The organism is Clostridium sp. FS41 (assembly GCF_000954015.1).
Lineage (GTDB): Bacteria > Bacillota > Clostridia > Lachnospirales > Lachnospiraceae > Enterocloster > Enterocloster citroniae.
In genome coordinates this window covers 78,725-98,257 of record NZ_JYHN01000059.1, presented here as the reverse complement: position 1 = coordinate 98,257, position 19,533 = coordinate 78,725, and the positions used below count along the sequence as shown (strand labels likewise).

General features: G+C 52.3%; 13 protein-coding genes and 1 tRNA gene. 2 read left to right on the top strand and 12 right to left on the bottom strand.

Annotated elements, in window-relative coordinates; translation table 11 throughout:
- Positions 1–27: 27 nt before the first annotated feature.
- The 8 genes from CLFS41_RS12550 to CLFS41_RS12515 all read right to left on the bottom strand — a co-directional run bounded on the left by CLFS41_RS12550 (position 28) and on the right by CLFS41_RS12515 (position 11,797).
- Positions 28–1,038, bottom strand: a complete 1,011-nt coding sequence (locus tag CLFS41_RS12550) for a deoxyguanosinetriphosphate triphosphohydrolase (protein WP_007858688.1) — start codon at positions 1,036–1,038, stop codon at positions 28–30.
- A gap of 237 nt (positions 1,039–1,275) precedes the next feature.
- Positions 1,276–3,015, bottom strand: coding sequence for a S8 family peptidase (locus tag CLFS41_RS12545; protein ID WP_007858690.1), 1,740 nt, complete (start codon positions 3,013–3,015; stop codon positions 1,276–1,278).
- An 86-nt stretch (positions 3,016–3,101) separates the two neighbouring features.
- The gene (locus tag CLFS41_RS12540) at positions 3,102–4,430 is read right to left on the bottom strand and encodes a sodium-dependent transporter (RefSeq protein ID WP_007858691.1); all 1,329 of its coding nucleotides are present in this window, start codon (positions 4,428–4,430) and stop codon (positions 3,102–3,104) included.
- Positions 4,431–4,442: 12 nt separating this feature from the next.
- A complete protein-coding gene (locus tag CLFS41_RS12535) occupies positions 4,443–5,732 on the bottom strand; it encodes a Na+/H+ antiporter NhaC family protein (protein WP_007858692.1) in 1,290 nt (429 codons plus the stop codon).
- 21 nt (positions 5,733–5,753) lie between these two features.
- Complete coding sequence (locus CLFS41_RS12530; protein WP_007858693.1) at positions 5,754–6,674, bottom strand: SufD family Fe-S cluster assembly protein; 921 nt, start codon at positions 6,672–6,674, stop codon at positions 5,754–5,756.
- 20 nt (positions 6,675–6,694) lie between these two features.
- A complete protein-coding gene (locus CLFS41_RS12525; RefSeq protein WP_007858694.1) occupies positions 6,695–7,429 on the bottom strand; it encodes an ATP-binding cassette domain-containing protein in 735 nt (244 codons plus the stop codon).
- A 384-nt stretch (positions 7,430–7,813) separates the two neighbouring features.
- Positions 7,814–7,897 (bottom strand) — tRNA-Leu (locus tag CLFS41_RS12520).
- A 45-nt stretch (positions 7,898–7,942) separates the two neighbouring features.
- On the bottom strand, positions 7,943–11,797 hold the full coding sequence (locus tag CLFS41_RS12515; RefSeq protein ID WP_242856841.1) for a diguanylate cyclase: 3,855 nt from the start codon (positions 11,795–11,797) through the stop codon (positions 7,943–7,945).
- 288 nt (positions 11,798–12,085) lie between these two features.
- Between CLFS41_RS12515 and CLFS41_RS12510 the strand changes: the two genes are divergently transcribed.
- Complete coding sequence (locus tag CLFS41_RS12510; RefSeq protein WP_007858696.1) at positions 12,086–12,733, top strand: DUF3298 and DUF4163 domain-containing protein; 648 nt, start codon at positions 12,086–12,088, stop codon at positions 12,731–12,733.
- Positions 12,734–12,859: 126 nt separating this feature from the next.
- Here CLFS41_RS12510 and pheT read toward each other — a convergent pair whose 3' ends face one another.
- Together pheT and pheS are read right to left on the bottom strand one after the other, a co-directional pair.
- Positions 12,860–15,292: a phenylalanine--tRNA ligase subunit beta gene (pheT, locus tag CLFS41_RS12505; protein WP_007858697.1), complete on the bottom strand. Its 2,433-nt coding sequence runs from the start codon at positions 15,290–15,292 to the stop codon at positions 12,860–12,862.
- Between the two features lie 79 nt (positions 15,293–15,371).
- A complete protein-coding gene (gene pheS, locus CLFS41_RS12500; RefSeq protein ID WP_045092472.1) occupies positions 15,372–16,391 on the bottom strand; it encodes a phenylalanine--tRNA ligase subunit alpha in 1,020 nt (339 codons plus the stop codon).
- 549 nt (positions 16,392–16,940) lie between these two features.
- On the opposite strand from pheS, the gene CLFS41_RS12495 reads away from it, so the two are divergent.
- Positions 16,941–17,846 (top strand): DNA glycosylase, encoded by a 906-nt coding sequence (locus CLFS41_RS12495; RefSeq protein WP_007858700.1) that lies wholly within the window; start codon positions 16,941–16,943, stop codon positions 17,844–17,846.
- A gap of 62 nt (positions 17,847–17,908) precedes the next feature.
- Here CLFS41_RS12495 and CLFS41_RS12490 read toward each other — a convergent pair whose 3' ends face one another.
- Complete coding sequence (locus tag CLFS41_RS12490; RefSeq protein ID WP_045092471.1) at positions 17,909–18,496, bottom strand: hypothetical protein; 588 nt, start codon at positions 18,494–18,496, stop codon at positions 17,909–17,911.
- A 59-nt stretch (positions 18,497–18,555) separates the two neighbouring features.
- The gene (locus CLFS41_RS12485; RefSeq protein WP_045092470.1) at positions 18,556–19,428 is read right to left on the bottom strand and encodes a sugar nucleotide-binding protein; all 873 of its coding nucleotides are present in this window, start codon (positions 19,426–19,428) and stop codon (positions 18,556–18,558) included.
- Positions 19,429–19,533: the final 105 nt, after the last annotated feature.

The window sequence follows — 19,533 nt, the reverse complement described above, 5'->3', positions numbered from 1 at the left end:
AATGATCTCCCTTCTATATTTATAAACTCAATACACGTTCCACCGCTTTGGAACAAATAATTCCTCAAACTGGTCAATGGCATAGATGTCGCTCATGCCCGCAATGTAATCGCAGACCACCCTCGACTTCTTTTCCCCTCCATTGACGATCAAAAGCACATATTCCATAGGCAGTTTGTCAACATGGCCCATGTAATATTCATAGAGCTGGCGGATCATGTTCTGGGCCTTGCCCTCTTCCGCCTTGGGGATCTCATTCTTATACACATTCTCAAACATCCATCTGCGCAGCCCCTGCATGGCCTCCTCCATGCCCTCGGACATGATGATGGCAGGCTTATCCATACTGTTTAATATGATATCATGTATCATATTGTTCAGGCGCTCCCGGACGCTGTGTCCCAGTATGTCCGTGTACTCTCCGGGAAGCTCGTCTTCCACAAACATCCTGGCCCGGATGGCATCGTCAATATCGTGATTGATATAGGCGATCTTGTCGGAAAGACGGACAATGGCCCCTTCCAGGGTAGAAGGATGGCCCGAGGTCCTGTGGTTTAAGATCCCGTCCCTCACCTCCCAGGTAAGGTTTAATCCCCTTCCATCCTTTTCCAGGATCTCCACAATGCGTACACTCTGCTGGTAGTGGGCAAAACCATCCTCGCATATCTTGTTTAATATGTATTCACCGGAGTGGCCGAATGGGGTGTGCCCCAGGTCATGGCCCAGGGCAATGGCCTCTGTGAGGCTTTCATTCAGCCTCAGGGTCTTGGCAATGGTGCGGGCGATCTGGGACACCTCCAGGGTATGGGTCAGCCTGGTCCTGTAATGGTCTCCCTCAGGAGCCAGGAATACCTGGGTCTTATGCTTCAGACGCCGGAATGCCTTGGAATGCAGGATGCGGTCCCTGTCCCTCTGGTATTCCGGCCGCATGTCGCAAAGAGGCTCCGGCTTGTCCCGTCCCCGCGTCCTGCTGCTAAAGGACGCATAGGGACTCATATATGATTCCTCCAATGCTTCCAATGACTCCCTGATATTCATCCGTCCACTCCCTATCTCTACTATTATATTGCCCGGTTCCTCTTTTTACTACAAAAAATTCTATTATCACGGTTACAAAAGAGCATTAAGCCTGTAAAACAATGCCTAATGCTCACATTATATCATAAATTCCAACAATTTCATAGAGCATGTGCTGATAGTCTGACTTCATTGTTTCATTCGTGTAACTGTTCAGGGCGGCTTTTCTTCTTGACTGGAAAAACCGGTCAAGAAGCATCAGATGGGCAGGCTGTCCCTGACACACAGGGCGCCGTATCCCAGCTGCGGGTTGGGCCAAACCTCATATCCCGGCAAATGCCTGGCCCCCCGGGCCAGAAACGCCTTTACCTTTTCACCGTACAGGAAGGGGTCATTTCCCTCCACGATCCCCCATTGCATGAGAAGGGCCGCGCTTCCCGTGACAAAGGGCGCCGCAAAGGAGGTTCCGGTCACCGCCTCATACCCTCCCCCGCTTCTGGCCGTTATAATATCCACGCCCGGCGCCACCAGGTCCGGTTTCACCTGCCTGGTCTGTCTTGTAAAACCTCGCCCGGAAAAGTCGGCATATGCCTGGTAGGAATCATCATAAGCCCCCACGGATATCACCTTGGCCGCAGTGGAGGGAATGGTCAGGGTGGTCTCCGGCACTGCCCTGAGAAACCGGGTGGAGGGATTTAAGATGCCCCTGGAGGGAAGCCACATATTGTACTGCCCTGTGACGATCCGTTCCGGGGTCAAGCGAAAGGTCCATATGCCGCTGTCCAGGTAATCCCTGATGGGTATGAAATCAAAATAGATCTCCTGGGCCGGGCTGTAGGGGCTGGGCTTGCCGTAATAGAGCAAGATCCTGGTCCCCCCGTAATTCAGCGTCTGAGGCCCCAGCCGGCTGTCAATAGGGCCTATGATGTCGCCGGAGGGAGTGATCAGGCGGATGGCAAACTGGTCCACATAGGAGGACCATAGCTGCACTCCCATCCCTGTCTCAAAGGGTGCGATGGAAAGCTCCACATTGGTATCATTTCCCATGACCAGCTGTCCCGATGTATGGCCTGCACCCGCCCCCTCATTCCCTGTGCCTGCAACCAGAACGCTCCTGCCGTAATTGGATATGTCGTTCATAAATGTCTCCAGCAGGCTGGTGCCGTCATGGGAACCGTAGGTGTTTCCAAAGCTCAGGTTGACAGCCACGGGCCGCCCCAGTTCCTGTGCCTGGCGGATGACAAAATCCAGCCCCCTCATCAGCTGGGTGGTCCTGGGAAAACTGTCCGCCATGGGCGCCCCCAGTTTCACCACCAGAAGGTCGCTTTCATAGGCAACTCCCCGGTAGATTCCCCTGTCTCCCCTGCCGTTTCCCGCCGCAATGGCCGCCACCGCTGTCCCGTGCCCGCTTAGATCCACGGACGGGACAATTGCCAGGGAGGCCGCACGGTTCGGGGCGTTGAGGGCCTGGTTGATCTCCTCCCTTGTGTAGATCCGGTCCCGGTCCTGGTCCATGAGCATGAGGATCCTGGTGCTTCCGTCCGCATTTTTAAAATCTTCATGAAAATAGTCGATTCCGGAATCAATGACAGCCACCAGGACTCCCTTTCCCGTAAGGCCGGAGGCCAGTCCGCTGATCACGCCGCCTCCCCCTCCTCCAATGGAGGATTGTACCACGGACAGGCAAGAGGCCGCCCTTGCCATATTGCTGGCAAAAAACAGCCTCTTTGGTTTCTCAATATATTCAATCTGGTTCAGGTCGCTTACCTGGTCCATGAGATGTTCCGGGACCACCAGGACCGCGTAGCCGTTGAGCAGTTCGTTTACCTGGATGCCCTCCTGTGTAAGGCCTGCCAGGCTTCCGGAATGCCTGACGATCAGTTCCCAGGTGCGCTCCAAAGGATCGTAGCCCACATCCAGGTTCTCGGACCGCTCACGTTCTTCAGGGGTGGCGTCCAGGGCCAGGTTCAGGAGATTTTCGCGTTTTTGGTTTTGCATGGTGTCACCTCTGTGTGAATCGATCATGTACCGTTATCATATGTTTCAGTGTATTCATGCAAAACTTATATTATGTCAGCCGGTTCTCATCCCCTGACCGTCATATAAATGTTGTAAAAGCCGGTGATGGTGACTGCCAGCACCATGATCGGGGTCAGGAAGCGGATACAGAGGATCCAGAGCTTTTTCAGTTTAAAGGGGATCCCGTCCTTCTCAATCTCCTCCACCAGGTACTGGGGGTCCCATTTCCATCCTATATAGTAACACATGGTCACGCCTCCCAGGGGCAGAAGTATATTGTCGGTTATCATTCCAATGAAATCAAATACACTGTAATTCAGTATGGTCACATGGCTCAGGGTCCCGAAGGAAAGCGCGCTGGGAATGCCCACCAGGAAACAGGCAGTTCCCAGAAGGATGGTACCGGTGCGGCGGCTCAGGCGCAGGGTATCCAGGGCAAAGGATACGGTGACCTCCAACAGGGCAATGGCGCTGGTGACCGCTGCGAAGAACACCAGTGTGAAGAAAACAAGCGCAAAAAACGGGCCGCCCTTGATTGCGGAAAACACCTTGGGCAGGGTTCCGAAAATAAGGCCCGGGCCCTGTCCCGGTTCCAGGCCAAAGGAGAACACGGCCGGGAAAATAGCGATCCCTGCCATCAGGGCGATGACGGTGTCCAGCCCCGCTACACTGAGGCAGCTCCTGGGAATATTCTCCTGGTCGCTGAGGTAGCTACCATAGGTAATGGTGATTCCCATGCACAGGCTGAGGGAGTAGAACACCTGCCCAAGGGCAGCGCTGACCGCCGTCATGTTAAAGGCCGAACGGTTGGGAATAAAGACGAATTTAAACCCTTCCCCAGCGCCGGGAAGGGTGATTCCCCTTCCGATAATGACCAGAAGAAGCACAAACAGCAGGGGCATCATGATCTTACTCACCTTCTCGATCCCGCCGATTCCAAAGCAGCAGATGGTGGTGGTCACAAGCAGAAACAGGAAATGCCAGACCACAGGCTCAAAGGGAGCGCTTATAAATGCCTCAAAATCCGCAGGCGCCTGGAAGGTGCTTGCATAGCTGACAATATACTTGATGATCCAGCCGCCGATCACACTGTAATAGGACAGGATGAGAAATGCCGCCGCCACCCCGAACACACCCACGATCCGCGCGTTGGAGGTGATATCCCCGTATGCCTGGATGGGGTCGTGGCGCGTCCTTCTGCCCAGGGACATCTCTATCATCATAACAGGAACGCCCAGTATGCAGATAAAGAACAGGTATACCGCAAGGAAGGATGCGCCTCCGTTGCGTCCCATAAGGTAGGGAAATTTCCAAAGGTTTCCCAGTCCGATGGCTGCTCCTGCCGTGGCCATGATAAATCCCAGTTTACTGGCCCATTGATTCTTTGTCTTCATATTATCTTCATCCTATTCTCTTGTTCGTTTTTTTATAAAAATAAATGCAAGGCCGCTGACTCCCATGAGAATGGGATAAAAGCAGTAAGGTATGATTTCAAAGGGTGTAAGCCCTGTAATGGTTGCAGCCGCAAGAAGCTGGGCCCCATAGGGGATCAGCCCCTGTCCCATGGAACTGAACATATCCAAAAGGGATGCGCTGCGCCTGGGAGTCACCCCAAAGTCATCGCTGATCTCCTTTGCAATGGGACCGGACATGACAATGGCCACCGTGTTGTTGGCCGTGCACATGTCCACCAGAAGGGCCAGGGCCGCGATGCCCAGCTCACCGCCCCGTTCGCCGCTGATCCTTTTCCTGATAAATGCCAGGATAAAATCAATGCCGCCGTACTCCCTGACCAGGGCCACAATACAGGCCACGACCACGGAGATGACCGTAATGTCGTACATGCCCGTGATCCCCGCTCCCACATGGTTAAACATCTCCCCCAGGGGAAATGCGCCTGTGGCCACGCCTGTGATCAGGGACAGCACCGTGCCTGCGATAAGTACCGCAAACACGTTCACCCCGGCCAGGGCACCTGCCAGGACCACCACATAGGGAAGCACCCGGAACAGGTTGTAGGACAGATTCCCGGTCAGCCTAAAGGCGGCGTCCCTTCCTAACACCAGGAATAGGATAATGGTTGCAATGGCTGCCGGAAGCACAATAAGGAAATTTTCCTTAAACTTGTCCTTCATCTCACATCCCTGGGTCTTGACAGCGGCAATGGTGGTATCGCTTATCATGGACAGGTTATCACCGAACATGGCGCCTCCCACCACCGCCCCTGCGCAGACAGCCATGGAAAAACCGGTTTTTTCACTGATTCCCACCGCAATGGGGGCCAGGGCCGTGATGGTTCCCACGGAAGTTCCCATGGAGATGGATATGAAACAGCCTATGAGAAACAGGCCTGCCACCGCCACATTGGAGGGCAGAATGGACAAGCCCAGGTTCACGGTGCTGTCCACGCCTCCCGCTGCTTTCACCGCTCCTGTAAATGCTCCTGCAGCTAAAAATATAAGGCACATGGTGATAATATTCTCATCACCAACGCCCTCTGCCGCCAGCCTGATCTTTTCTGAAAATGAGAGTTCTCTGTTCTGCACAAACGCTACCAGCAGTGCAATAAGAAATGCCGCAATGGCCGGCATGCTGTAAAAGTTCCCGGTGATAAAACCGGAACCTAAGAATATCAACAGAAACACCAGAATCGGGAGAAGGGCAGACGCCCTTCCCTCTTTTGTATTCCCCTTCATCTTTTCCCCCCGCGCCTGCTTTTATTTCAGGAATCCGTTAACGATCTGGGCCTCTGCTTCTTCCTCGGTCAGTCCCAGGGTCATCAGCTTCACGATCTGTTCTCCTGCGATCTTGCCAATGGCAGCCTCATGGATCAGGGCCGCGTCAATGTTATTGGCAATAAGACCCGGTATGGCGAAAATCTTGGCATCGTCCATGATAATGGCATCACACTCCGTGTGGCCGCTGCACTTTGCATTGCCCACGATCTTAGAGTTAAAGGTCTGCTTGGAGTTGTCCTTTGCAACGGAGCGGGAAACCACGTCCGCGCTGGAATCATCCCCGTTCAGGTTTACGATATAGGTGCTCTCAGCCTCCTGTGTACCATGGGTGAGAAGGCGCTCACGCACGATCAGCTTGGCCCCGGACGCCAATTCCGCGGTGTTGGTCCTGTTGGTGGAGTCCACACCCTTGATCTGGACCATCTCCATCTCCATAAAGCTGTTCTCTTCCATATACACTTCCGTACCCGGATTCAGTATGCGCTTGCCATGGCCGTCCCCTTCCCCGTAATGCTTTTCCACGTATTTGACCTTTGCATTTTTCCCTACAAAGAAGCGGTGGATGCCGTCATGCTCGGAATCCTGGTCCCCGCAGTTATGGATGCCGCAGCCGGCCACGATCACCACATCAGAGTCATCTCCGATAAAAAAGTCATTGTATACCATTTCCTTTAAACCGCTGGCGCTTACTACTACGGGAATGTGTACGCTCTCATTCCTGGTCCCGGGCTTGATCCTGATATCGATGCCTGGTTTGTCTGTCTTTGTGACAATATCAATATTAGCCGTTGTGCTGCGGCTTGCTGTCTTTCCATTGGCACGGATGTTATACGCGCCCTCGGGCACGCCGTGAAGGCCTGCCACTTCCTCTAAGATTCTCTCCTGTATTGCATCTGTCATGTCGCTCACTCCTCCTCTTGCTATGCTGTCTCATAGAACTTGCTGCACGCGTCTACCGCGGAAGCAGTTCCCATGATCTGAGGCATGATTTCATCTCTTGTACCCTGGTTTACCACCCGTCCGTCTGCAATTACCACGATCTCGTCCGCAATATTCAGGATGCGCTCCTGATGGGAAATGATCAGGATGGATCCATTGGTATTCTGGCGCATGCGCTCAAATACCTGGATCAGGTTCTGGAAGCTCCACAGATCGATCCCCGCCTCCGGCTCATCAAACACGGAAAGCCTGGATCCCCTGGCAATGACAGTGGCAATCTCGATCCTCTTAAGTTCTCCTCCTGACAGGCTGGCATTTACCTCGCGGTTGATATAATCCTTTGCGCAAAGTCCTACCTCTGCCAGATATTGACAGGCTTCAGCTACTGTCAGCGTCTTTCCCGAAGCCAGCCGGAGAAGATCCAGTACCTGCACTCCCTTAAAACGGACCGGCTGCTGAAAGGCAAAGCTGATTCCCAGATTGGCCCTGTCTGTGATGCTCATATCCGTGATATCCTGTCCGTCAAACAGGATGCGCCCTCCTGTGGGCCGCTCTATCCCCATGATCAGTTTCGCTGTTGTAGATTTTCCTCCCCCGTTGGGACCGGTGATCACAACGAACTTTCCGTCATTGACCGTAAAGCTTATGTCCTTAATGATCCCCTTTTCTCCTTTTTCATCATTCACATCAAAGGAGAGATTCTCTAATGTAAGCATCTTGTTTCCTACCTCTCTTTTATCTCTTCTTTTTATTTCAGGGCGCGCAAAATACACGACCCATACCCTTCGTCTACAAGGGAACACGCTTTTTAAGCCACAACTTACAGTATATACTATTTCCTAGTAAATTACTATCAAAACTTTACCTCTTATGGCAGAAAATGTCTGTTGCAATTGCAACATTTATAGTTTTCCCTTAAATCCTGATTTTTATTATAACATTCACTTTTGTTTGCAGGATTCACCGTCTGCGGCGGGCTGTTTCAGCGAAAACTTCCCTTCCGCCGCGGCGCGGTCTTTGCGGAGCGTTTTTCGTATCATAGGGATTTCATATGATACAAAAAAAAGGAAGCATATTCTGCTTCCTGCTCTTTAAATGACTGCAGAAGAAGGGAGTCGAACCCTCAAGGTATTACTACCACACGGACCTGAACCGTGCGCGTCTGCCAATTCCGCCACTTCTGCGTTACGCTGCTCTCGCAAGCAACGTAGGTTATTATAATGGATGAATCAGTTTTTGTCAATGGATTTTTTACAAAATCTTTCAAAAAATTCATCCATGGGCATGGGCCTTGCAAAATAGAAGCCCTGTCCAATGGAACAGCCCATCTCCGACACCATCTGCAGCTGCTCTTTTGTCTCGATTCCCTCGCACAGGGATGTAAATCCCATCTTGTTGGTCATCTGGATCAGCTGTCTTAGAAATTCCCTGCCCCGGTCCGTCTTCTGACAGGACTGCACAAACCCGCAGTCCAGCTTGATCACGTCACAGGGGATATCCGCCATCATATTCATGATGGAGTAACCGGAACCAAAATCATCAATGGACGTGGTGAACCCGCTGTCCCTCAGCACCTTCATCACATGATAGGTCCGCTCCGTATCCTCCAAAAAGGCAGTCTCTGTCAGTTCAAACTCCAGATACCTGTGGTCGATCCCGTATTTCTTTGTTCCCTCCAGGATCTCCTCCAGGATTCCCTTTACACAGATATCCACACTGGAAAGGTTCAGGGAAATGCAGACCGGACTTCCGCCCTCATCCTGCCACTCCCTCAGCTTCCTGCACACCTGTATAAAAAGGCAGTAATCCACCTGGGAGATAAAACCGTTCTTTTCAAACAGAGGGATGAATGTACCCGGCCCCATGATCCGCCCGTCTTCCCGCTGCCATCTCACAAGGGCCTCCGCCCCAACAAGAGTATAATCCACAAGAGAAAACTTGGGCTGAAGATAGACTTTAAATTCCTCATGCTTCAGGGCATACTCCATCCTGTTTATGATCTCATTTTCGCGGAAACTACTGTCAAAGGGACCATCGTTAAACACCACCTCAGTGGATTTCATAATGTAGTCCACGGACTTTCTGGCAATGGCAGCCCGGTCAATGGCTGTCTCGATCTCCCGGCATTCATCTTCGATAAAATAAATGCCGGAGCGTATCATGATATTGATCTTGGCAAAGATCCCGTTCTGTATCCTGCAGAATTCCTCGTTAAGGTGCCGGACCATCCGCACAAACCCATCCCGTTCCATCCTGCAGATACCAAAGGTCAGGAACTGGTCCGCGCTGACCCTGGTGTAGAAATTTTCCTCCCGCCCATTCTGGATCAGCATGTCGGCAAACATACGCAGGATATTATCCCCCTGGGTATATCCCACCTCCTCATTGATGAATTTGAATCCTTTGATATCGCTGGATATGATCACATAGCTTTCTTTCCTGTCATCCAGCACCTTTTGACAGTCTTCCTTGAACCGGTCATAGTTCATAAGACCTGTGAGGATGTCCCTGTTCTTGTAGTATTCGGCCTCCCGCCTGGCCTCCTTCAGGCGCAGGGATGACTTGGCGTTGATCCCCACCACGCGGGCGATCTCAGATATGGCTCCCCGCTCCGCCACAGGCCAGTCCCGTTCCTCCTCCGTATTGACCAGCACCAGCATACCTGTGTATTGGTTGTCTATGGTTACGCTTGCAAACAGCATGGTCTTTGCCTTTGCCCTGTCCATGAGCCGCAGCAGTCCGGTATTGTAATGCTTCAGGCCGCTTCTTTTTAAAACCGCGATTCCATCGCTGTCATAGAGATTATAACTGAGATAAAACTCTTCCTTGCGGAAACTGTCCGATGGGTCAAATAACATGGCGGTCCTGTCATCCACCCATTGGTAAGCCAGCCCCTGCTCATTTTCCCCATTCATATAGAGGACAATGCGGTTCAGGCAAAACCGGTTGCCCATGAATCCCATGAGGATGTGCAGCGCCTCCTCAAAGGAGGAGGTCTTTTCAAACACCTCCAGGGCAACCGTTGTGCTGGTCTTGTCCTGCAGGCTGCTCTGCTCCCTGCGCTTCTCATCATTGGAACGCTTCAGCCGTTCATAGGTAAACTCCTCATCCCTCTTGTCCTCAACAGACTCGTAAAACCGGATGCCGCCCTTGCCCTCTTTCTTTGCCTCGTGCATGGCCTGATCCGCCTTCACCATGACATCGTAGAATCCTTTTTCGTCTCTCGCAACCATCCGTATGCCAATGCTGCAGCTGACCTTCATAAGGCCGCCCTGGCTGTCCGCCAGAATGCATCCGATATCCCCGGATATGGAGGAAGCGATCCTGATCGCCTCCTCCTTGTCCGTGTTCTTGAGAAGCACCAGGAACTCATCCCCGCCAAAACGGCCGATCAGGTCCCCCTCCCTGCATGCCCGTTTCAGACAACTGGCGACATTCATCAGCACCACATTGCCAAACAGCTTTCCCCTGGCCTTGTTAATGTCCTGGAAATGGTCCATGTCCAAAAGCAATGCCGCCGGGGTGCCTTCCCTCGGTTCTGTTTTCAGATACTCCTCCATCCTCCGCTCAAACGCCCCGGCGGTAAGCAGGTTGGTAAGGCCGTCAATGTCCTCCGCCCCCTGTTCCCTGCAGCTGATCTGTTCCGTCACGCCGTCCAGCACGTTCTGAAGACTGGAAAGTTCCTGCTTCAGCACATTCTGGGCACGGTCCTTGAGAAGAAAGGTTCCCACGATCCGGGCCACGTAGGTGAGCGCCTCCACCTGTGCACCTGTCCACTGCCGGTTCTCCTTGCACTCGTCAAAGCCGATAAATCCAACCAGCTTTCCGTTGTCATAGATACCGCACTGGAGAATGGCCTTGATATCCTGGGAGGTGAGCACCCTTTTCTGCACAGGAGGGAGCACATCCACATCCATGCACAAAAAGACGCCGTTCTCATCAAAATTGTCCCGGTAACCGGGGGCATCCGTCTCATAGGACATATTCTGCAGGTTGTCGATCTGGGGGCTGATCCCCTGATTGCACCATTCAAAAGTATTGCTCATAAGCCGCCCGTCCGGGCTGTCCTCAAATATATAAACGCGGCTTACATTAAACTGAATTCCCACGATCTTAAGTATGGAGTCGATCGCTTCCCTGGTATTCCCTGATTCATACAGGGCCTTAAATACATAGTGGATGATCCTGTCCCCGCTGTAGATCCGCTCGTCCTCGGAATCAATCCTTGGGACCCGGGCGGAAAAGGACTCCCACCTGGCAGCATCCACGGAGGGCAGTGAGGACTGATAAAAGACACATTTCCCCTTCCCGCTTTTCTTTCCCGAATAAAGCGCAATGTCCGCCTTGGCAAAGAGCTGGTCAAATTCCGTTGCATGCTCCGGATACATGGCCACACCGATGCAGCATTTGAGGCGGAAGGATTCCGCCGCCGGGGCGGAGATGCCGGCCAGGCCTTCCATGATCCTGCCGCCATAGGCCATGACCTCCTCCTGTCCGCTGACCCCGATCAAAAACACCAGGAATTCATCGCCGCCGATCCGGCTCACCACATCACTTCTCCTCGAAACACCGCTGATGCACTTGGCCACTTCCGTCAGAACACTATCCCCAAAAAGATGCCCCTTTGTATCATTGATATCTTTAAAATTATCTATGTCTATGATCATCAGGGCCGCGGTGCCCTCTGTCCCAACAGCTTCCAGATACTGGGTTATCTGTTCTTTGGACGCCTCCCTGTTCAGCAGGCCGGTAAGGGAATCCCGCCTGGACTTTTCCCTGTAGGTATGGATCTGCTTCTTGTCCTCCGTGTCATCCAGCATAATGGTGTAAACCCATCTCTGTCCCTTCTCCCCCTCAATGATACGGCCTCTGCAGTCCACCCACCGGGTGCTTTTGTCCTTTCTCACAATGCGGAACTCTGTCTTAAGGATATCCTTTCCCTGGCACAACTGATTCCGTGATTCCATGATCGCATGCTCATAATCCTTGTCAAGGATCATCCCCTCCAGCGTCCCCCCTGTAAGGTCCTCAAACTCGGCCGTGTCCCTGCATCCAAAAAGATCCAGCATCGTCCGGTTTGCCATGTCCACTTTTCTCACTGCATCCATTGAGCATCGAAAAAAAAACGGCCGGCATAAAGTCCATGAGAAAATGGGCTCCATATTCCGACCGTATTCCGCTTATCATTTGTTCATATTTACTCATATCCCTGATTCCTCCGCCAATGTCCGCCCCATGCATAATTTGATTATACTGAATATTCCAAAGTTTTACAAGCACAAAGGATGTTTGCCTGAAAGCCTTCCTCCGTTCCCCGGGACATTTCCCCCAAAACCCACATATAATAATGCAAACCTTACAGTGGAGCCCCCATGCAGACCATCATCCACCATTCCCTGGAACATACGTTTTACAGCCGCGATATACCGGTCTTAAAATATACCATTGAATTCCCCACCTTTCTCTCCACCTGCAGCCAGACCGCTGCGCAGACAGCCAACGCACATTACGCATCCGTTGCAAAGGAAAAGGAGCAGTACTGCCGCACCGTGCTCTACCCCCAGGCCGCAGAAGATGCCCGGTATATCGAGGACAACATCCCTCCCTTCCACACCTACGAGTTCAACATCGCCTACACGGTCCCCCTTAACTACGGCTGTATCACCAGTCTGTACTTTGACCAGTATACATTTATGGGCGGAGCCCACGGTTCCACTGTCCGCACCTCCGATACCTGGAATTTTTCAAATGGCAGGCAGATGCAGCTGGGAGAATTTTTCCAGTCGGATCCCCATTATGCTGATAACATACAAAACTATATCGAACAACGGATCACAGAACATCTGCGCACGGAACCAGGCGCCTTTTTTGAGGACTATGCCGCCCTTATAAGGAAAACATTTAAGGAGGAAAACTATTACCTGACAACGGACGGCCTGGTCCTGTACTTCCAGGAATACGACATCGCGCCCTATGCTGCCGGACGGCCGCAGTTCCTGCTGCCCTTTGGGCCCGGCTGACCGGCAGCTCCGCCTCATTTTCAATCCGCCCCGGCTTGTCCGCGCCCCATAAACGGACTGCCGCGGACAGCATGCTCCCATGCGCCGCGGCAGTCCTTGCACCGTTTACCATACAAGTTGCACAGGCTAAGCTCTCAGTTCGATTCCAAGATCTCCCAGCCCATTGAGTATTTTATTCATGATCGCAGTTACTTCCTTATCCTCCAGGGTATGGTCCTTTGCCCTGAAGGTGATGGAATATGCCACGGACTTATGCCCGGACAGCACCTGGGCACCCTCATACACATCAAACAGCTTATAGCTTTCCAGGAATTTTCCTCCCCTCTGTTCGATCACATCCTCAATCTGTCCCACAAGGATATCCTTTGGAACCACCATGCTGATGTCGCGGGTTACGGCAGGGAATCTGGCAATTCCTGAATATTTCCTGTCAAATGTGGTGAACTCCATGATGGACGGCATGTCGATCACTGCAATATACGCCCTGTCCCCGATTTTGTAGTTGTCGGCCACATCCGGGTGGACCTCGCCTAAAAAGCCCACAACCCTTCCGTCATATACAATGTCGGCCTTTCTTCCCGGATGAAGGTAAGGATGGTCTCCATTTGGGTCGTAATGGGGTTTTTTATGCATTCCTGCCTTTTCAAAAAACTCCTCCACAACGCCCTTCATGGTAAAGAAATCCCCGTCCCCGTACATACCCAGGGTAAACTGCATGCGCTCATCAGGAAGCTCCGTAAGGGGAACTGCCTTTGGACGGTATACATTAGCCAGCTCGTACAGGCGCACGTCCTTGTTCCGGCGGTTATAGTTGGTTGACAGGGAGGTGAGCATTCCGTTCAGGGAACTGGTGCGCATCACGCTGAAATCCTCTCCCAGGGGATTGGAAATGTTCACGGTCATGCGCAGACGGCTGTCTGCCGGTATCAGCATTTTGTCAAATACCCTGGGGCTTTCAAAGGAATAGGTCATTCCCTGTGAAAATCCGCAGAACTGGGCGATTTCCCTGGCTATCTCCTCAATGCGCAGCTTATAGGAAAGTTTTCCCGTGGTTGCCTCCCCTGATGGAAGGGTTGTTGGGATCTTGTCATAGCCGTAAAATCTGGCCACTTCCTCAGCCAGGTCCGCCATGCGCTCCAGGTCCTGACGCCAGGTAGGAGCGATCACCTCCCTTGTCTCAGGGTCATATTTTAATTCTATGGTTTTAAAATACCCCAGCATGGTCTCTTCCGGCAGATCGGTGCCCAGGAGCTTGTTGATCTTATCAGCGTTAAAAGGTATTCTCTTTTCCACCTTTTTAACCGGGTAAATGTCAATGATACCTCCCACAACCTCTCCTGCTCCCAGCTCCTCGATCAGCTGGCACGCGCGGTTTACAGCCTCCTCAGCCGTGTTGGGATCCAGTCCCTTTTCATACTTGCCTGATGCATCGGTGCGCAGTCCCACCTTTTTAGCGGAAAGGCGGATATTGGTGCCGTTAAAGCAGGCTGACTCAAATACCATGGTCTTTACATCATCCGTGATCTTGGAGTTCTCACCGCCCATGATACCGGCAATTCCCACTTCCTTTTCCCCGTCATTGATCATCAGGATGGTGGAGTCCAGCTTTCTCTCCTGACCGTCCAGGGTCTGGAACACATCTCCATCCTTTGCGCATTTTACAATGATCTCATGTCCTGCCAGCTGGTCGTAATCAAAGGCGTGCATGGGCTGTCCGTACTCTTCCATCACATAATTGGTTATATCCACAATGTTGTTGATGGGACGGATCCCGCTGGCTGCCAGACGGCGCTGCATCCACCTGGGAGAGGGGGCAAGCTTTATATTCTTTACCATCCTTGCGCAGTAACGCGGACAAAGCTGTGTATTCTCCACCCGCACTTTCAGGTAGTCGTTGATATCCTCCCCATTGCCTGTGGCAGTGACCACCGGAGGGATGAAGGGCTTTCTGAAGGTTGCCGCCGCCTCCCGTGCGATCCCCTGCACGCTGTAGCAGTCCACACGGTTGGAGGTGATCTCATATTCAAACACCACATCCCGCATACCCAGAATCACCAGGGCGTCACTGCCCGGTTCGCTGTCCTTTGGAAGGATATAGATGCCGCTCTCCGGGGCGTCCGGGTACATCTCCCGCTCAGCTCCCAGCTCCTCCACGGAACACATCATACCCCAGGACTCCACGCCTCTTAACTTGCCCTTTTTGATCTTGATCCCTTCCTCGGGAAGGGGGCCTCCGTCATGGCCTCCCGCCACACGTCCTCCGTCCAAGACCACAGGCACCTTTTCCCCAACGGAATCCAGAGTGATATTGGGGGCTCCTGTGACGATCTGTACCGGCCCGGCCTGACCCACATTGACCTGGCACACCACCAGCTTGTCGGCATCCGGGTGGCGCTCCACTGAGAGGATCTCTCCCACCACGATCTTCTCCAGGTTTTTATCCAGACAGGTAAAGCCCTCCACCTTTGTCCCTGTCAACGTCATGGCATCGGTGTACTCCTGAGCAGTCACATCCAGGTCCGGCACATATGCTTTAATCCATGATAATGCTGTATTCATATCGGTTCTCCTTTATTATTCACTAAACTCACGCTATACAGTCTATACAGTACTGGTCTTCTTGCCTCAACAGCCCTTATCAGAACTGCTTCAGGAAACGGATATCGTTCTCATACAGAAGGCGCATGTCGTCAATCTCATACTTAAGCAGAGCAATTCGCTCAAGGCCAACGCCAAAGGCAAAGCCGGAGTACTCATCCGGGTCAATATCACACATCTCCAGCACATGAGGGTGAACCATGCCGCAGCCCAGGATCTCGATCCAGCCGGAGCCCTTGCAGAACCGGCAGCCCTTGCCGCCGCACTTAAAGCAGGTCACATCCACCTCGGCGCTTGGCTCCGTGAACGGGAAATGATGGGGGCGGAATTTAACCTTTGTCTCAGGTCCGAACAGTTCCCTGGCAAACTCGGCCAGGGTTCCCTTTAAATCCGCAAAGGTAATATTCTTGTCAATGACCAGTCCCTCGATCTGATGAAAGGAAGGGGAATGGGTGGCATCCACCTCATCGGAGCGGAATACCCTGCCAGGCGCGATCATACGGATGGGCAGATGCCCCTTTTCCATGGTACGGACCTGGACCGGAGAAGTCTGGCTTCTCAGGAGAATGGTGTCATTTATATAAAATGTATCCTGCTCATCCCTGGCCGGGTGTCCCTTGGGGATGTTCAGTTTTTCAAAGTTATACCTGTCGTACTCCACCTCAGGTCCCTCTACCACTTCATATCCCATTCCCACAAAGATGCGCTCCACATCTTCCAGGGCAATGGTATTGGGATGGCTGTGCCCCACGCTGTTTTTGTTTGCAGGAAGGGTTACGTCAATGACTTCCTTTTTCAGCTGCTCCTCCCTGGCTTTTCTGGCCAGGACATTCTTTGTCTCCTCCAGCTTGCCCTCGATGACGGCTCTGGCATCGTTTACCATCTGTCCCACCTTTGGACGCTCCTCAGGTGCAACATCCTTCATGCTTTTTAAAAGGTTGGTCAGTTCTCCCTTTTTACCCAGATAAGACACACGGATGTCATTCAGTTTTTCCAGCGCATCGGAAGCTTCAATTTTTTTCAAGGCTTCTTCTTTGATTTTCTCTAACTGCTCTTTCATGGCTTCTCCTTTTTTGTTCTTTGTTCATACAACCGGCTTCTTCCCTTCCGCCGCAGTGCGGTCTTTGCGGAGCGCTTTTTGTATCACAGGGAATTCCAGTGGAATTCCCTGTGATACAAAAAAGTCCCGTCCCTTCATGAAGAAGGGACGGGACGATAAGCCCGCGGTACCACCCTGGTTCCTGCAAAGACCTGACGGTCCTGAATGCAGACACTCAAATGCACGTAACGTGTGCCAGCGTCACGGACTACGGGAATAGGATCATCCTTTCATCCATGCGGCTCCAGTGGGAATTTCAACTGTTTATCTGAACCCGGGCAGGCTTTCAGCCGGTGGCCGTCCCTCTCTGATGGAAGATAAATGTCTACTATACACTTTCACTGCCTTTTCATAACTTCTAAATCTAATGTACATTCTAGCCAGGTTGTCCGGAAATGTCAAGTGTTTTTTCATCCTTTGTGAGATGGCAGGAAATCTCATTTGACGAAATGCCTCTTTGCGTTTACACTATACCATATGGAAAAACTTGATTAGAAAGCGGGATGGATTATGACCAGTTGTGTGATACCCTGCCTTGACCTAAGGCAGATTGCTGAATCCGGACAGTGTTTCCGGATGACTCCCCTGGCGGCCGGGACCCTGACCGGACATGGGGACTGCGGTTACAGGATCATCAGCCGGGGAAGGGTTCTGAGGATCTGGCAAAGGGGATTGGAACTCTCCTTTGACTGCGGTGAGGAGGACATGGGGTTTTGGCTGACTTATTTTGATGTGGACACGGATTATCAGGCCGTCATTGACTCGGTGGCGCCGGAGGACTCCTATCTTGCGGCCGCGGCCGCGGCGGGAAGGGGGATACGGATCCTGCGCCAGGATCCCTGGGAGATGATCATCACCTTTGTTATCTCCCAGCAAAAGACGATCCCTAAGATCAGGGAGCTGGTGGAAGCGCTGAGCGCCGCCTACGGAAAGGCCCTTGAAGGGGATCCGGGCTGCGGGGACATGGAAACAGTACATGCCTTTCCTACGCCCCGGGAATTATCCAGGGCCACCCTGGAGGAGCTTCAGGCATTAAAGCTGGGATACCGAGCAAAATACATACACAGGCTGTGCCAGGACGCGGTTTCAGGCGCCTTAGACCTAAAAGGGCTGGCGCAGATGGGATATGAGGAGGCCATGGAGTACCTGACCGGATTTTACGGGATCGGGAAAAAGGTAGCCAACTGCGTCTGTCTGTTTGGACTCCACCATATCAGCGCATTTCCCGTGGATACCTGGATTGAAAAAATTCTCATGAGCCAGTATTATGACCAACGGAAATACCGCCGCACTCCCAAAGGCAGACTGTTGGATTGCATTGTAACGGATTGCTTTGGACAATACCAGGGGTGTGCCGGTGTAATGCAGCAGTATATCTTCTATTATGAACGCTTAAGGAGCAGCAAGCTTTCCTGACATCCAACTCTCCAGCCGGTGTCGGGAGAGCGTGCTGCTCCTCCTTTTTGATTTAACACATATTACATCATTCCCAGTTCAAATATCTTCCATTTGCTCTTAAGTCCTGTCTCTTTTCCCACCGCAAAATCCCTGGTAAACTCACCGTCCCCCCACTGGGGCGCTCTTTCAAGAGCCTTGTCTGACCATTTCTGTGAAAAATGCACGCGCACCACCTGGTATTCCTTGTATCCGCAGCTCCGGGCTTTCTCATCATAGTACGTCTTCCGGTCCCCGTATTCCACGGTTGGCAGGGTCTCAAAGCTGTGTATGATATATTCCCTGATATAGCGGCCTTCCTCATAATCCTGACGGTTCTGTTCAAAATTAAGGCTGTCCGGCTGGTCCTGGGGAAACAGCCTTGGGCACATGTCAAACTGGGCCAGACCCATATATTTGAAATACCAGGCCGCCGCCAGCTGGGCTTCATCCGAGGGCATGTTTTCATACTTCACATGCCTTGGGAGGCCCTGGGTAACTGTATATTCCCGGACCAGGCGCTCTCCTCCCCTGGCCTTGTTGACAGCTGACACGCCCAACATAATGGCCATGCACACAATGGTGACCGCCAGTATCTTTACTGCCTGGGGGGAGAATTTCTGTTTGCTCATTGGTTTCCCGTCCTTTCATCTTGTGTCATTGCCGGTGTATAAAGATCCATGCCCAAGCGTCATCTGCCCCTATAATCGGACAGACAGGTCCTGATCCCGGCTGCCGTGTCCTCAAACCCGATCCCATGGCTGTTGACCCGGCTGATGTCAATGGTAAGATTGCGCGGCGAGGCAGCAAAGCGTTCCCTGTCCGGCTCTGCCCAGGCAGACACATCCTCCCTGCCTGTGAGGGCCTGTAAAAACAAAACTGCCGTGTCATAGGTATTCATGGTGTTTTCACTGCCGAAATTATAGATCCCACCCGGGAGCATCAGGGCCCGGGTCATGCTGCGCACCGCATTCCATACATAAGTAATGCCCCTGTAATCGTAAACCGGCAGCTTCATCCTGCGGTTCTCCTCAAGGGCGCTTACAAGATTTCCCAAAAGTCCGGTGCCGCCTGTCCGCTCCCTGACCGGATAATCATACATCCATGTAAGGCGCAGGGCCACTGCGTCACTCAGACAGGCAAACATGGCTTCCTCAGCCCGCTTTTTATCCCGTCCATACACGGTGCAGGGCCTCTGCACCCGCTCTTCCCTGTTGGGTTCCATGGAACAGGAGGCATTATAGATCTGGTCCGAACTCATAAATATCATCTTTGTATTGGACTGCCTGCAGGCCTTGGCCATGTTGGCGGTTCCCCTTACATTGATCTGCTCGGAAAGCTCCGGCTCCGCCTCACATATCCCTGTATCAGAGACACCTGCACAGTGGAGGACGTAATCCGGACGGATGGCATTTATAAAGGCGGTCACTGCCAGGGAATCACTGACTTCCAGTTCCCTGTGGGTTACCCCCAGTACGTCATACCCCTCCTGTTCTTTAAAATATTCAAAAAGCCGGGAGCCTAAAAAGCCGTTGACTCCGGTGATCAAAATTCGTTTTTCCATTATACTGCTCATACCTTTCTTCAGATATGTTAACATTATAGCCCAGGAAGCCCTTATATACTTTGCGATTTTCTTAATATTTTCCAGGACACTTTTTTAAAAAGG